Annotated in this window: 11 protein-coding genes; 4 read left to right on the top strand and 7 right to left on the bottom strand. The window is 68.8% G+C overall.

The window, feature by feature from the left end:
• Positions 1–3: 3 nt before the first annotated feature.
• On the top strand, positions 4–2,892 hold the full coding sequence (locus A37U_RS0139230) for a sacsin N-terminal ATP-binding-like domain-containing protein (RefSeq protein ID WP_020502121.1): 2,889 nt from the start codon (positions 4–6) through the stop codon (positions 2,890–2,892).
• Here A37U_RS0139230 and A37U_RS0139225 read toward each other — a convergent pair.
• Positions 2,889–3,581 carry an HAD family hydrolase gene (locus A37U_RS0139225; protein WP_020502120.1) on the bottom strand — a complete coding sequence of 231 codons (693 nt, stop codon included), beginning with the start codon at positions 3,579–3,581 and terminating at the stop codon, positions 2,889–2,891. The genes A37U_RS0139230 and A37U_RS0139225 overlap by 4 nt on opposite strands.
• Positions 3,582–3,704: 123 nt before the next feature.
• Positions 3,705–4,265, bottom strand: a complete 561-nt coding sequence (locus tag A37U_RS0139220) for a DUF2537 domain-containing protein (protein WP_020502119.1) — start codon at positions 4,263–4,265, stop codon at positions 3,705–3,707.
• 255 nt (positions 4,266–4,520) lie between these two features.
• Between A37U_RS0139220 and A37U_RS0139215 the strand changes: the two genes are divergently transcribed.
• Positions 4,521–6,014 (top strand): glutamate-cysteine ligase family protein, encoded by a 1,494-nt coding sequence (locus A37U_RS0139215; protein WP_051111847.1) that lies wholly within the window; start codon positions 4,521–4,523, stop codon positions 6,012–6,014.
• 128 nt (positions 6,015–6,142) lie between these two features.
• Here A37U_RS0139215 and A37U_RS54265 read toward each other — a convergent pair whose 3' ends face one another.
• Positions 6,143–7,105, bottom strand: a complete 963-nt coding sequence (locus tag A37U_RS54265) for an ABC transporter permease (RefSeq protein WP_020502117.1) — start codon at positions 7,103–7,105, stop codon at positions 6,143–6,145.
• A 30-nt stretch (positions 7,106–7,135) separates the two neighbouring features.
• Positions 7,136–7,765 carry a TetR/AcrR family transcriptional regulator gene (locus A37U_RS47635; RefSeq protein ID WP_169527022.1) on the bottom strand — a complete coding sequence of 210 codons (630 nt, stop codon included), beginning with the start codon at positions 7,763–7,765 and terminating at the stop codon, positions 7,136–7,138.
• Between the two features lie 106 nt (positions 7,766–7,871).
• Between A37U_RS47635 and A37U_RS0139200 the strand changes: the two genes are divergently transcribed.
• Positions 7,872–9,242 (top strand): serine hydrolase domain-containing protein, encoded by a 1,371-nt coding sequence (locus A37U_RS0139200; RefSeq protein WP_020502115.1) that lies wholly within the window; start codon positions 7,872–7,874, stop codon positions 9,240–9,242.
• Here the strand turns inward: A37U_RS0139200 and A37U_RS0139195 are convergent.
• Entirely contained in the window at positions 9,239–10,570 is a 1,332-nt protein-coding gene (locus A37U_RS0139195; RefSeq protein ID WP_020502114.1) for an MFS transporter, read from the bottom strand. The two genes, A37U_RS0139200 and A37U_RS0139195, sit on opposite strands and share 4 nt — an antisense overlap.
• 32 nt (positions 10,571–10,602) lie before the next feature.
• Positions 10,603–12,057, bottom strand: coding sequence for an NCS2 family permease (locus A37U_RS0139190; RefSeq protein WP_020502113.1), 1,455 nt, complete (start codon positions 12,055–12,057; stop codon positions 10,603–10,605).
• 239 nt (positions 12,058–12,296) lie between these two features.
• Here A37U_RS0139190 and A37U_RS0139185 point away from each other — a divergent pair, with 239 nt between their 5' ends.
• Positions 12,297–12,593, top strand: a complete 297-nt coding sequence (locus A37U_RS0139185; protein WP_240437820.1) for a DUF2530 domain-containing protein — start codon at positions 12,297–12,299, stop codon at positions 12,591–12,593.
• On the opposite strand, the gene A37U_RS0139180 is transcribed toward A37U_RS0139185, so the two are convergent.
• Positions 12,590–14,305: an NAD+ synthase gene (locus tag A37U_RS0139180; protein ID WP_026198082.1), complete on the bottom strand. Its 1,716-nt coding sequence runs from the start codon at positions 14,303–14,305 to the stop codon at positions 12,590–12,592. The two genes, A37U_RS0139185 and A37U_RS0139180, sit on opposite strands and share 4 nt — an antisense overlap.
• Positions 14,306–14,358 lie beyond the last annotated feature (53 nt).

The raw sequence follows: 14,358 nt of genomic DNA, 5'->3' as shown, positions 1-14,358 counted from the left end.
TCGGTGGCTGATCCGTTCGGCACCGCCGAGCTACGGGCGCGGGTACTGCGCGCGTGGACCGAATCCCCTTCGCGGTTCCGCGAGGACGCGAACGCCGAGGAAGACCTGCGCATCGGCGGCTACCGGGACCGGGTACTGGTCGAGCTCGCGCAGAACGCCGCCGACGCCGCGGACGAGGACGGTGGCGAGCTCTCGATCGCGCTCGTCGACGGGGAGCTGCGCGCGGCCAATACCGGGAGCCCGCTGGACGCCGAAGGGGTGCGCGCGCTCGCCTCGCTGCGCGCCTCGGCCAAACGCGAAGGCACGACCACCGGGCATTTCGGGGTGGGGTTCGCCGCGGTGCTCGCGATCAGCGCGGAACCGCGGGTGTGTTCGGCCACGGGCGGGGTGCGGTTCTCCCGCGAAGACACCCGGGCCGAACTCGCCGCGATCCCCGAACTGGCCGGGGAACTGGCTGCCCGCGAGGGTGCGGTTCCGGTGCTGCGACTGGTGTGGCCGTGTTCGGATCCGGTCCCCGAGGGCTTCACCACCGAGGTACGGCTGCCGCTGAGCTCCGGGATCGACGCGGGGGAACTGCTCGAGCAGGCGCACCGGCTCGCCCCCGATCTGCTGCTCGCCCTTCCGGCGCTGTGCGCGATCACCGTGGACGGGCAGCGGGTCGCCGCCGAACGGCAGGAGAACGGGCGGCTGGTGATCGGCGGTACCCGCTGGGCGGTCAGCAGGACCGGAGGACAGGTGCGGGAACGCGGTGGGCTCGGTGTCGAGGAGGCCCGGGGGTACGCGGTGACCTGGGCGGTGGAGGTCGACGCGGCGGGCGCCCCGCTCGCGCACGGCCCGGATGTGCTGCACACCCCGACCCCGACCGATGAACGGCTGGCTCTTCCCGCGCGGTTGCTCGCCACGGTGCCGATGGAGCCGAGCAGGCGGCGGGTGCGTGCGGGCAGCGCCGGCGACGAGGTGTTCGACGCGGCCGTCGCGGCCTATCCGGACCTGGTGCGCGCGTTCGCCCCGGAGCATCGTCTGCGGCTCGTGCCCCTTCCCGGGTTTCCCGTCTCCGAGGTGGACGGCCGGTTGCGCGAGGCGCTGCTCGACCGGTTCCGCACCGAGCCGTTGCTGCCCGGCGCGGACGGGGAGGAACTTTCCGCAAACAGTGCTCTCGTTTTGGAACACCGTTCGCGAGCACTGATCTCCTTGGTGAACAGTGTTCTCCCCGGGCTGCTCGACCTCGGCGAAGCACCAGGAGACCGCGAGGCACTGCGCGCGCTCGGGGTACGCACCGTCGGCCTGGCCGAACTCGTCGAACGCTGCCTGGGTATCGATCGCGAGCCGCACTGGTGGCACGAGCTCTATGCCGCGCTCGCCGCGGTCGTCGACGCGGGCGCCGATCGTGATGAACTCGGCGCGCTCCCGATCCCGCTGCTCGACGGGCGGACCACCAACGGTCCGCGCGGGGTGCTGCTGCCGACCGGGGAACTCGCCGGGCTCGACGGGCTCGAGGATCTCGAACTGCCGATCGTGCACCCGGCGGCCGCGCACCCGTTGCTGGCCAGGCTCGGTGCGGTCCGGGCCGGTCCCGCCGAACTGCTCGACTCGGCGGAACTGCGCGCCGCGGTGGAACGCAGCGCCGAGGACGCCGCCGCGGGGCTGGACACCACGGGGCTGGCCGAGGTCGTGCTCCGGCTGGTCGGCGAACTCGGCGCGGACCGGGACTGGCTCGGGGCACTCGCCCTCACCGATACCGAGGGCGGCCCCCGGCGCGCCGACGAGCTGCTGTTCGCCGATGCCCGGGTGCGCCCGGTGCTCGATCCCGAGGCGATTGGACAGGACAGGGCACTCGGGATCCTCGCCGAGGGGATCGCGCAACGGCATCCGCGCGAGGCACTGCGCGCGATCGGAGTACTCGACGGGTTCGCGGTCGTGGCCGATGAACAGCCGGACGGGCCGGATCACGGTCTTGCCGACGAGGATCAGTGGTGGGAGACCGAACCGCGCCTGGTGCACGGCATCCGCGATCTCGACCTGGTCGCCGAGGACTCCTGGGCGGCCGCGCTCACGATCATCGCCGGAGATCCGGAGACCTGGCGCGCGCTCGCCGAACCGGGCGGATACACCGGCTGGTGGATCGCGCGCTATGCCCGCCTCGCTGGGCGCGCGCCCCGGCGGTGGCGGCTCGCCGCGGCCGGTGAACTCGCCGGTCTCTACGATCCGCTCCCGCCGGGCGAACTCCCGGACACCGTGCTGCGCGCCGCCGGGGTGCGGGCGAGTCTGCACGTGGAGGACGCCGAGGATGCCAGGGATCTGCTCGAGGCGCTCGCCGAGGAAGGAAACGAACCGAGTCAGGGCGCGGTGCTGCGCGCGCACGAGGAACTGGGCAGCGCCGTCCTCGAGGGGCGCTTCGAACTGTCCACTGTGGACGCACCGGATCGGGTGCGCACCGTCGGCGGGCTCGCCGATGCCGAGGAAGCGCTGGTGGCCGATGTGCCGTGGTGGTACGGGACCGGGCTCGGCGAACTCGTTCCGGTGCGGTTCGGGCTCGCCGAACCGCTGGCCCGGCTGCTCGATCTGCCGCTGGCGAGCGAGGAACTCGAAGCCGGGGTGCGCGGCGGCGGCGAGGCCGTGCCGTGGCGCGGACTGCACGCCGTGACCCTCGCCGCCGAACTGCTCGGGATCCCGGCGGGGGACGGCGAGGTGTTACTGCACGATCCGCTCACCGTGGCCGTCGACAGCGAGGAGATCGCCGTGCCGTGGTGGTTCGACGGCACGAACGGGCATGCCGAGGACAGCGAGCGGGGCCTCGCCCGTGCCTTCGCCTGGTGCAGCGGGCACTGGGAGGACCGGCATCGCATCGAAGCCCTGCTCGCCGATCCCGAATTGAGCGCCTTGCTCGGCTAGCCGAGTTTCTGGATCACCTCGGGCAGCTCGGCCAACTCGTTGATCACCGCGTCCGGGTGCACGTCCACCGGAACCTGTTGCGCGGCAGGGATGTTCGAATGCGGAACGAGTATCGCATGCATGCCGACGCTCTTGGCCCCGCTGATGTCGTCGAACGGGCGGTCGCCGACGTAGACCGCGGTCGCGGGGTCGGTCACGCCGACCGCCTCGAGTGCCGCGCCGAACGCGTCCGGGTGCGGTTTGGTCCACTCCAGATCGCTCGACCAGACGCAGGCGTCGAAGAGGTCGGCGACCCCGTCGCGCTCGAAGATCTCCTCGTGCCAGCGCGCCGGCCAGCCGGTCGAGGAGAGCACCCCGGTGCGCAGCCCGGCCCCGCGCAGTTCGGTCAGCATCGGTTTCACCTGCGGGTCGGTCCAGGTCGCGTGCTCCCAGAAGTCGCGGAACGCCTGCCAGCCGCGCTCTTCGTGCGGTGCACCGGCTTCGGCGATGACCTCACTGAGCCGGAACGCGGCACTGGTGTCCCGCACCCGGGCCCATGCGGCCGTGTCCGCTTCGTGTAGCGCCGCGGCGAGGGATTCCACATCCGCGGTCACCTCGGCCGCATAGCGCCGCCACCCTTCCAACTGATCGACCGTGCGCCACGGAGAGAGCGTGCCGCCCCAGTCGAAGATCACTGCTTCAATCGCCATGCGCGCATCATGACGTACCGGGAGGCAGCGGCGCATCCCATTTGTGGCACGCGCGTACCTGAACGCACGTGTCCAGGTAACGGCCGTGCTCGCAGGGACCGATACTCCCCAGTGGAGCACTGGCTAGAACAGGGTTATCAACCAGACGATCCAGCCGAGGGTGATGCCGATCATGGCGCCATACGCGACCCAGCGCCATACCAGCAGTGGCCGGATCACCACGATGGTCGGGGCAAGTCCGAGGGTGACGACGATGTTCCCGGTGAAGGCGAGCCAGCCGCTCACCGAACCGAGGGCGAGCGCCAGCGCGATCATGCCGAACACCACCACGAAAACGGTGAACCCGCTCAGGGCGAGGCCGGTGCCCCACGGCGTCGGTTCCGTGCCGGAACGGGCGCGCCCGTCGAGCACGGCGCGTTCGCCGTTGAGTGGATCGGTGAACGACACGATCGTTCCGGTCCGCGCCGCGATCCGGCCGGCCAGCTGGCGTCCCCGGCTGGTGATCAGTCGCGCGGAGGTGGGATTGGCGAGCTGCAAGGCATCGGCGACGCTTGCCCATTCGTCGAGTGAGCCCGCGAGTTCCTCATCGATCGGCAGCGAACGCGGATCGATACCGGCATCGGGTTCGGTCTCGTCGACGAGCACCGCTCGGCCCGCGACCACGCGCAATTCCCAGGCATCCATGGTGTCGCCGAACCTACCGCAAGCGTCCGGGCACCCGCATCGAACTCCGGCTTCGTCAAGAACGCGTGTGCAATCATCCCTGAGTGATCTTCCCCGCAGGTTCGTGCACCGATTGGCCGGTACACAGGCCCGGAATGCTGTGTCACCGTTGACTGGTGCCCGTGTCGATTTTTGTCGGGGTAAGTCGGTGCGCCGCATGACAACTGGAAACGCAACCACAGCGTCTTAACGCGGAAAGGCGACAAGGAACCGGATATGGCGCAGGTATCCGAATCATTGGCCGTCTCGTCACCTCGTGCGGCGTATCGCCGTAAAGTGCACGATTGCCTTGCGGCGCTCGCCGAGTTGCTCACCGAGCGGAAGTTCGATTTCGCGAACCGTCAGATGGGGGTCGAGCTGGAGCTCAACCTCGTCGACGAGGCGATGAGCCCGGCGATGACCAACACCGTCGTGTTGGAGAAAATCGATGATCCCGCCTTCACAAGTGAACTCGGACAGCACAACCTCGAGGTCCACATAGGACCCAGACGATTGTCCGGCGAACAATTCCTCGCACTCGAATCCGAGTTCGGCGAGGCGCTCGAGACGGTGAACACCAAAGCACGGGACGCCGGTGCGGAACTGTTGATGATCGGTACGTTACCCACGATCACCACCGAACACTTCGACCGGAAATGGCTCTCTCCCGGTTGTCGTTACGCGGCGCTCAACGACCATATTCTCGCCGAACGTGGCGAATCGTTGACTCTCGATATGGAAGGGGTAGCCCTTCCGGGAAGGGAAAGCGAGACGCTGCTCGGAACGGCGGCCTCCATCACGCCGGAATCGGCATGCACCTCGACCCAGTTGCACCTGCAGCTGGCCCCGGACGACTTCGCCCCCTACTGGAACGCGGCGCAGTGCCTGGCGGGACCGCAGGTGGCGCTCGCCGCGAATTCCCCGTTCCTGCTGGGTAAAGCGCTCTGGCAGGAGACCCGCATCCCGTTGTTCCAGCAGGCGACCGATACGCGCAGCGAAGAACTGCGCAACCAGGGTGTGCGCCCGAGGGTGTGGTTCGGGGACGGCTGGATCAGTTCGATCTTCGACCTCTTCGAGGAGAACGCCCGCTACTTCCCCGGGCTGCTGCCCTTCATGGGGGATGAGGAACCGCACGAGGCCCTGGCGGCGGGACGGATTCCGCAGCTGGCCGAACTGCGCTCGCACAACGGTACGATCTGGCGCTGGAACCGGCCGGTCTACGACATCGTGGACGGGGTGCCGCACCTGCGGCTGGAGAACCGGGTGCTGCCCGCGGGGCCGACCGTGCTCGACATGGTCGCCAACATCGCCCTGTTCTTCGGCGCGCAGTACGCCCTCGCCACCGCGGAGCGTCCACTGTGGACTCAGATGTCCTTCCGCGCGGCCGAGGAGAACTTCTACTCGGCCGCCAAGCACGGGATGAACGCCGAACTCTACTGGCCGGGCGCGGGTAAGCTCTCCGCAGACGAGCTCACGCTCCGGTTGCTGCTTCCCCTGGCGCACAAGGGATTGAGTGATGCCGGTCTGCCCGGTTCGCTGTGTGATCGCTACCTGTCGGTCATCGAGCAACGGTGCGTGCGCAGGATGACGGGCTCCACCTGGCAGCGCGAGACCGTCGGGCTCTACGAGGAGCGCGGCGCCGACCGGCCGACCGCGCTGTGTGAGATGTCCCGGCAGTACGCCGAGCTCTCCGCGAACGGTGAGCCGGTGCACCTCTGGCCGATCGAGTAAGCGCGAGCAACAATAAGGCCCCGTCCGCTGAAGCGGACGGGGCCTTATTGCGTCCCGAACTGACTGCCGCTCCCACCACGAAGCGACGCGTATTAGGTTAGCCTAACCTGCCGAGAGAACGCAAGCGGTCACTTCGAGATTTCTCGGCGTACCCACCCGGCCGCGATCAGCTCGACCACCACGAGGATCGCCAGACCCTCCACGACCAGCAGTCCGAGCAGCACGACCAGCTGTAACGCCCCCGCTTCCCAGGGGGAGGCACCGCCGAGCAGCATGCCGACGAAGGCACCAGGCAGGGTGACCAGGCCGACGGTCCTGGTCTGATCGAGCGCGGGCACCAGGGCCTCGGCGGCCGGGCGGCGGATCACCTCGCACACCGCGTCCCGTTCGGTGAGTCCCAGCGACAGCGCGGCCTCGTACTCGCCGTACCGATCGTGCAGCTCATCGAGGCCGCGCCGGGCGGAGAGGGTGGTCGCCGTCATCGCCCCGCCGATCAGGATGCCGCCGACCGGGATGAGCGCGATCCCGGTCGCGGGCAGTAGCCCCACGCCGATGAGCGCGGCCAGCAGCGGCACGGTGCCCGCGCAGATCGCCAGCCCGACGGTGAGCCCCCGGCGCCTGGTCCGGGAGCGCACCCGGGGGTCCCGTGTCCTGCTGCGCTGCGACGTTGGCGAAGTACCTTCGCATGCCAGATCGGCGCCTCGCCGCGTTGTCGTCAATCGCCGTAGAACCCCGCTACGGCTCATTCCTCCGCCTTGCCGATCTCGGGCGCGGGTGTCCCGCGGGACACCCGCCGATCTGACTCCCGCTCGCGACCGACGAGAGCCCCCGGGCGCACTCTGGATGCGCGCCGCCGAGGTCGCCGTCGCCACCACAGCCATCACCAGCACGAACAGCAGGGTGAGCGAGAGGTACTGCAGGACGAAGGTGATGATCGCGGAGACCGCGGCGAGCTGCACGATCGCGCGCACGGCCGCCCTGGCGACCGGATACCCGCCGAGCAGGTGTCCGTACCTGCTCACCAGCGCGGCGAGCACGGTCAGGGTGACGCAGACTCCGGTGAGCAGCCGCCAATCGGTATTGAGCACCATGTGCTCATCTTCGCCGGACGGCGCCCCGGCTCACGAGTGCGAGTCGAGAAGGGCGGGATCGAGGTGCCGGAGACCGGCGGTGGCGAAGGACGCGGCGAGCGCACCCGCCCTGCCGAGGTCATCGGGGTGGGCGCGGAGGGCGTACCGGGCGCCGTGCACGGCGATGCCGACGAGGATATCCGCGAGCATGCCGACCGTGGCGCTGTCGATGCGGCGGTCGTGAGCGGTGGCAACCGCGGTGACGCGCTCGGCGACCCGGGCGGTGATCGACCGCAGCAGCTCGCCGCGGATCGGGTGCGGGCTCTCGTCGGCGCGGTCGTCGAACAGCAGCCGGAAGCCGCCGGGATGCGCGGCCGCGTAGTCGTAGAAGGCGAGCATGTCGGCGTGCACCTGTTCGTCGAGCGGTAGCCGAGCGGCCCTGTCGTAGGTGGCGAACAGGGCCTCGGACAGCCGTTCCGCCTGGGAGTTCAGGCAGGCCGCGTAGAGCCGCTGCTTGTCACCGAAGTGCGCGTACAGCGTGGGTTTGGTGGTCTTCGCCCGGGCGGCGAGCTCCTCGACGGACGCCCCTCGGTAGCCGCGTTCGGCGAACACATCGCATGCCGTGTCGAGCAGCCGCTCGTGCACCGGACGCGCCGTGCCGGTTTTCGCAGGTTTCCGCACGCGAGGCACTTTACTATGCGGTAAAGCCGTGCTAGGACTTTACCAAACGGTAAAGCCGGAGTGGTCACGACAAGGGCCGGTCCCGTGGCACAGAGAGGTGTGACGGATGTTCGACAGGTTGCTGCGCGCCGCGGTAGGGGCGGCCGCGATGGTGCTGGTCATCTCGGGCACGGCGCTCGCCACCCCCGCACGGTCCGGCACCGAACAGTGCGCGCTGCCTGCGGCGGGCGCGAAGTTCCCGACAGCGGACCCGGAACGGGTGGCGCTGGACCCGAGGGCGGTGCACGAAGCGATCGGTTACGCGGCCACGCATCTGCGGTTGTCGGTGAAGATCTTCCGGAACAACTGCCAGGTCGGGGCCGGTCCGCTGGACGCGGTCACCGACAAGATCCCGTGGAACATCTGGAGTTCCACCAAGGCGGTCGTGTCGATGCTGACCGGGATCGCAGCGGATCGAGGCGCGCTGGCCCTGGATGATCCGATCGGCCGGTACCTGCCCCATGGCACCGGGTGGGGCGATGCCGCGCACCGGGCGATCACCGTCAGGCAGCTGCTCACCCAGACCTCCGGCCTGCGCCAGGCGATCGTCTCCGAGGCGGGGACCCTCGGCGCGGATTCGCACATCGCCCGTGAAGCCTTGTCCCAGCCGCTGGAGCACGAGCCCGGGACGCATTTCGCCTATGGGCAGCGCGATCCGGATCTGCTGGCCTATGTCGTACAGCGCGCGGTCGGCCAGGACCTCCAGGGATTCGCGCAGCGGTTCCTGTTCGATCCGCTCGGCATTCCGCGGTCGAGCTATTTCTGGCTTCGCGATCGCACGGGTAACACCTACGGCTACGCGAACCTGTTCATTCCGCCCGCGCAGTACGCGAAACTGGGCCTGCTGATGCAGAACGACGGGATCTGGGCCGGGCGGCGGGTCCTGTCCACGGGATACGTGCACCAGGTCGGCATGCCCGGTGACACGAACGGTTGCTACGGGCTGCTGTTCTGGAGCAATCGCGGGAACAGCTGCACCAGCGCGGACATCCCCAGTGCGCAGACGGTCGGGCACCGGATGATTCCCAGTGCACCCCGCGATCTGTACGCGATGGTCGGTTTCCTGCAGCAGAACAACTTCGTCATCCCGAGCCTGAACATGACCGTCAGCTGGACCGGGATCCTCGGTGACACGGCGCCGAACCTCGGCTCGCTGATCTCGGCCAACCTCGGCGCCTCGGATCTCTACTACAACTTCTTCCGCATCCTGATGCGTGGTGTCACGGACCGGCACATTCCCGATCCCGGTCCCTTCCGGACCCCGCCGTTCTCCTTCGACGTCAACCCGATCCACTACGCCGATCCCCGCGTGCTGCTGCACGACCTGGCGCCCGGCCGCAGCTGCAACATCCTGGTCTGCGGTGGAACCATTCCGCTCAAGGGACTCGCGCAGAACGTCGAAGCGATCGCCAGGACGCTGCTGTCCGCCCCGGCCTAGGAGACCGTCGGGCGGGCCCGGAAGGGCGGAATCCGGTATTTCCCGCGCGCGGCGAGCACGAGACCACCCGTGCAGGCGACGAGTACCGCGATGATCCCGCCGACGACCATCGGAGCGCGGCCGCCGAACTGCGCGGCGAGCCAGCCGGATACCGGCCCGCCGATCGGGTTCCCGCCGAGCATCATCAGCATGTAGATGCCCATGACCCGGCCGCGCATGGCGGGGGAGACGGACAGCTGCACGGTGGAGTTCGCCGCGGTGGTGAAGGTCAGCATCGCCGCCCCGGTCGGCACGAGCACCAGTCCGACCAGCCACAGGGTCGGCATGAGCCCGGCGATCGCCTCGAGCACACCGAACACCAGTGCCCCGCCGAGCAGTACCCGCAGGCGCGGTGAACCGCGCCCGCTTCGCCGCGCCGCGAGCACCGCACCGGTCAACGTACCGATGGCGAGCAGGGTGGAGAGCAGGCCGTAGGCGCTCGCGGTCGAACTGAACACATTGCGCGCGACCAGCGCCAGCGTCACATAGAAGTTCAGGCCGAACGTGGAGATGAAGAAGACGAGGACCAACAGGGTGATCAGGTCGGCGCGTTTGGACACGTATCGTAGGCCCTCGCGCAGTTGTCCCTTGGCCCGGGGTACTCGCTCGGGAAGATAGAGCCGTTTCGGGTCCATCAGCCACAGTCCGCCGAGTACCCCGACGAAGGTGGCCGCGTTGATCAGGAACACCCAGCCGGAGCCGACCGCGGTGATCATCACCCCGGCGATCGCGGGGCCGACCATGCGGGCGAGGTTGAAGGTCATCGAGTTCAGAGCCACGGCGTTGGTGAGCTGACTCTTGCCGACCATTTCCACCACGAAGGACTGGCGCACCGGGGTCTCGATCGCGGTGCCGACCCCGAGCGCGAAGCAGAGCACGTAGACCTGCCACAGCACGACCGTGCCGCTGACCGTGAGCAGGCCGAGCACCAGCGCGCACAGGCCGAGTACCGATTCCAGTACGAGCAGCAGTTTCCGCTTGTCCATCCGGTCGGCGAGCACCCCGGCCCACAGGGAAAGGAGCACGGTGGGAATGAATTGCAGTGCCGCGGCGAAACCGAGCGCGGTCGGGGAACCGTGCGCCAGATCGAGCACGAGCCAGTCCTGCGCGACACGCTGCATCCAGACGCCGGTCAGCGACAGGACCTGACCACTGGCGTAGAGCCGGTAATTGCGTTCGCCCAGCGAGCCGAACATCGCGCGCCAGCGGGGTTTCGCACTGTCCGAAGTGGACTGATCGGTGGGTGTGGCTGGCTGAGTTCCGTGCTGGTCATCGGCATCGGCAGCCAAGTGCTATCACCTCAGTTCATACTTAGCCTACCTCACGAACTCAAGGTCTGCTGGAGCGGACCGACGCCGAAGTAGGCGAGGAAGGCCACCGCGACCACCCACATGAGCGGATGCACGGAGCGCGCCTTTCCGCTGCACGACTGCAAAAGCACGTAGGAGATGAAGCCCGCGCCGATCCCGTTGGCGATGGAATACGTGAAAGACATCACCACGATCGTGAGAAAGGCGGGCAGTGCCACGGTGAAGTCGCGGAAGTCGATGCCGGCGACCTGTCCCATCATCATCGCGCCGACCACGACGAGTGCCGGGGCCGCCGCTTCGACCGGCACGATCTCGTAGAGCGGAGTCAGGAACATCGCCACGAGGAAGAGCCCGCCGGTGACCACGTTCGCCAATCCGGTGCGCGCCCCCTCGGCGACCCCGGAGGTGGATTCCACGAACACGGTGTTCGAACTCGCCGAGGCCGCGCCACCGGCGACGGCGCCGAGCCCTTCCACGAACAGGGCTTTCCCGATCCCCGGGAACTGCCCTTTCTCGTCCAGGTAACCGGCCTCCTTGCCGATCCCGGTCATGGTGCCCATCGCATCGAAGAAGTTCGCCACCACGAGAGTGAAGACCAGCAGCACCACGGTGATCATCGGAAGCCGGGTCCACGCGCCGAAGGAGATATCGCCGACCAGTGAGAGATCGGGGAGGCCGAGCACCTGGTGCGGCACGGCGGGATAGGACAGGTTCCAGCCCTTGGCGTTCGTCCCGTTCGATTTCCCCGCGTGCGCGAACGCTTCGACGATGATGGAGAGGACGGTGGTGCCGAGTACCCCGAGCAGGATCGCCCCGCGGACCTTGCGGGCGACCAGGATCCCGGTGCCGAGCAGGCCGAGGACGAACACCAGCGTCGGCCAGGAGGCGATCGAGCCGTTGATGCCGAGCTGCACCGGGGTGGTGGTGTTCGCCGAGTCCGGGATCCGGCGCACGAAACCGGCGTCCACGAAGCCGATCAGGCAGATGTACATCCCGATGCCCGCGGCGATCGCGGATTTCAGCGGGGGAGGGACCGCGTTGAACACCGCCGTGCGGAACCCGGTCGCGACCAGCAGCACGATCACGATCCCGTCCACCACGACCAGACCCATCGCCTCCGGCCAGGTCACCTGCGGGGCGATCGAGGCGGCGAGCAGGGTGTTGATGCCGAGCCCGGCCGCGATCGCGAAGGGATAGTTCGCGATCAGGCCCATCGCGATGGTGAGCACCCCGGCCACGAGCGCGGTCACCGCGGAGACCTGGTTCACCGGGAGGATTCCGCCGAGCACATCCCGTTTGGCGTTGGCCGCTTCCGGGGAGCTGCTGCCCAGGATGACCGGGTTGAGCAGCACGATGTAGGCCATGGTCACGAACGTGACCACGCCGCCGCGCACTTCTCTGCCGACCGTCGAGCCGCGCTCGCTGATCTTGAAGAAGCCATCGAGTTTGCCGGTTGTCGCGGTCATCTCCGCCCCTCGTTAGGCGAGGTCACACGGATGGGGCGAAGTCTGCTGCGCTGCGACGTCGGCGAAGTACCTTCGCATGCCAATCGGCGATCCGCTGCGTTGCCCTCGATCACCATAGCTGCCGCTATGACTCGATCCTTCGCCTTGCGATCTCGGGCGCGGGTGTCCCGCAGGACACCGCCGAGCTGACTCCCGCTCGCGACGACAGCCCCATCCGCGCAACCTCTATGCTGCTAGACGTGTCTGACGCTAGCGAACGGGATGCGCCCGAGCTCGCACCGGTGCCACCGTTACCGAGGAAGCTGACCGATCTGCGACCGGTCGCGTTCATCGGGATCGGCGCCTGGCTCGTGGCCTTTCTCGTGCTCTGCGTCCTCGGTGAGCGGGGCGAATGGTTCTGGGTGACGCTCTACGGCACGGTCGGCGGAATGCTGTTCTTCGGGCTCTCCGAATGGCAGCGGGCCGCGGCGAAGCGGGGCTCACGCGGCGCGCAGACCGGCTTCGACACCGACGAGAGCCCTCAGACCCGCTCCTAACCCTCGCGCCAGGCCGAGGTCAGCGGGAGCCGGCGGTCCCGGCCGAAGGCCTTGGCCGAGACCTTCGTGCCCGGCGGGTACTGGCGGCGCTTGTACTCGGCCCGGTCGACCAGCCGGATCACCTTGTTCACCAGTTCCGGATCGAACCCGGCCGCGAGGATCTCCGCGTAGCCACGGTCGCCTTCCACGTAGTCGGCGAGGATCCGGTCGAGCACCTCGTACGGCGGCAGCGAGTCGGTGTCCTGCTGACCGGGCCGGAGTTCCGCGGACGGTGGCTTCTCGATCGAGTTCGGCGGGATCGGCGCGGTCTCGCCGCGTTTCTCCGCCTCCGCGTTGCGCCATTTCGCCAGCTGCCACACCAGAGTCTTGGGCACATCCTTGATCGGGGCGAATCCGCCGACCGCGTCCCCGTACATCGTGGAGTAGCCGACCGAGAGCTCGGTCTTGTTCCCCGGCGCGAGCACCAGGTGACCCTCCTGATTGGACAGTGCCATGACCAGCGTTCCCCGGCAGCGGGCCTGCACGTTCTCCTCGGCGAGCCCGGTCAGCCCGAGGGTGCCCACGTAGTCGGCGACCATCGCGGCGATGGGCACCGTGCGGAAGTGGCAGCCGATGCGCTCGGCGAGTTCCTCGGCATCCGAGCGGGAGTGCTCCGAGGAGTACACCGAGGGCATGGACACCCCGTGGAGCGCGTCCGCGCCCAGCGCGTCCGCGGTCAGCGCCGCGCACACCGAGGAATCGATCCCGCCGGAGAACCCGAAGACCACCGAGCGGAAACCGTTCTTGTGCGCGTAGTCGCGCAGGCCGGTGACCAGCGCGGACCACACCTCGGCCTCGTCACCGAGCGGTTCGGCGATGAACGGCCCGTGCTCGCTGGGATAGTCGGGGAGCGGTTCGGCGCCGAGCGTGATCCGGCGGGTCTCGAACCCGGCGACCGGTCCCCCGGTGCGCGCCGCCCCGCCGGGCAGGTCCAGGTCGAGCAGCTGCAGGTGCTCCACGAACTGCGGGGCGCGGGAGACCAGCGAGCCCTCGGCGTCCACGATCATCGAGTCCCCGTCGAAGACCAGGTCGTCCTGCCCGCCGACCAGATTGCAGTAGGCCAGCGCCGCCCCGGTCTCGCGGGCACGGCGGGCGACCAGCTCGAACCGGGCGTCGTCCTTGTTCCGCTCGTACGGTGAGGCGTTCGGGATGACCACCAGGTCCACCCCGGCCTCGCGCAGCGCGGCGAGCGGCCCGCCGGCGTGCCAGAGGTCCTCGCAGATCGCCATGCCGATCTCCAGGCCGTGCAGCCGCAGGATGTCCAGACCGGTGCCCTTGGCGAAGTAGCGGCGCTCGTCGAACACCCCGTAGTTGGGCAGGTGGTGTTTGAACTGCCGGGCCACGATCGCGCCGCGGTGCAGCACGGCCACCGCGTTGCGCACCCCTTCGGCGTCGCTGTCCAGGTAACCGGCGAGCACGGCCAGCTCCCCGCAGCCCGCCTCCTCGAGCTCGGTGGCCAGCCGTTCGATGCGGCGCGCCGAGGCGGTCACGAAGGTCTCCCGCAGCGCGAGGTCCTCCACCGGGTAACCGGCAAGCGCCAGCTCACCGAACACGACGAGATGCGCCCCCCGCTCGGCGGCCTTGCGCGACCAGTCGAGCACCTGTGCGGCGTTGCCCTCGAGGTCCCCGACGCACGGGTTGGTCTGGGCCATGGCGATGCGCAGCTTCGGCATGCCGCCATTGTCCGTCATCGCCGTGCGCGACCACACGCAACGTCGGTCACACG

The sequence above is a fragment of the Sciscionella marina DSM 45152 genome, from assembly GCF_000379465.1.
GTDB classification, from domain to species: Bacteria; Actinomycetota; Actinomycetes; order Mycobacteriales; family Pseudonocardiaceae; genus Sciscionella; species Sciscionella marina.
This window is presented reverse-complemented; position numbering and strand designations above follow the sequence as displayed.

Bases quoted from the DNA above. Each gene is read 5' to 3' on its own strand.
- A37U_RS0139225 (WP_020502120.1), bottom strand. From the start codon at position 3,581: ATGGCGATTGAAGCAGTGATCTTCGACTGGGGCGGCACGCTCTCTCCG.
- A37U_RS0139220 (WP_020502119.1), bottom strand. From the start codon at position 4,265: ATGGATGCCTGGGAATTGCGCGTGGTCGCGGGCCGAGCGGTGCTCGTC.
- A37U_RS0139215 (WP_051111847.1), top strand. From the start codon at position 4,521: ATGGCGCAGGTATCCGAATCATTGGCCGTCTCGTCACCTCGTGCGGCG.
- A37U_RS54265 (WP_020502117.1), bottom strand. From the start codon at position 7,105: ATGGTGCTCAATACCGATTGGCGGCTGCTCACCGGAGTCTGCGTCACC.
- A37U_RS0139200 (WP_020502115.1), top strand. From the start codon at position 7,872: ATGTTCGACAGGTTGCTGCGCGCCGCGGTAGGGGCGGCCGCGATGGTG.
- A37U_RS0139190 (WP_020502113.1), bottom strand. From the start codon at position 12,057: ATGACCGCGACAACCGGCAAACTCGATGGCTTCTTCAAGATCAGCGAG.
- A37U_RS0139180 (WP_026198082.1), bottom strand. From the start codon at position 14,305: ATGCCGAAGCTGCGCATCGCCATGGCCCAGACCAACCCGTGCGTCGGG.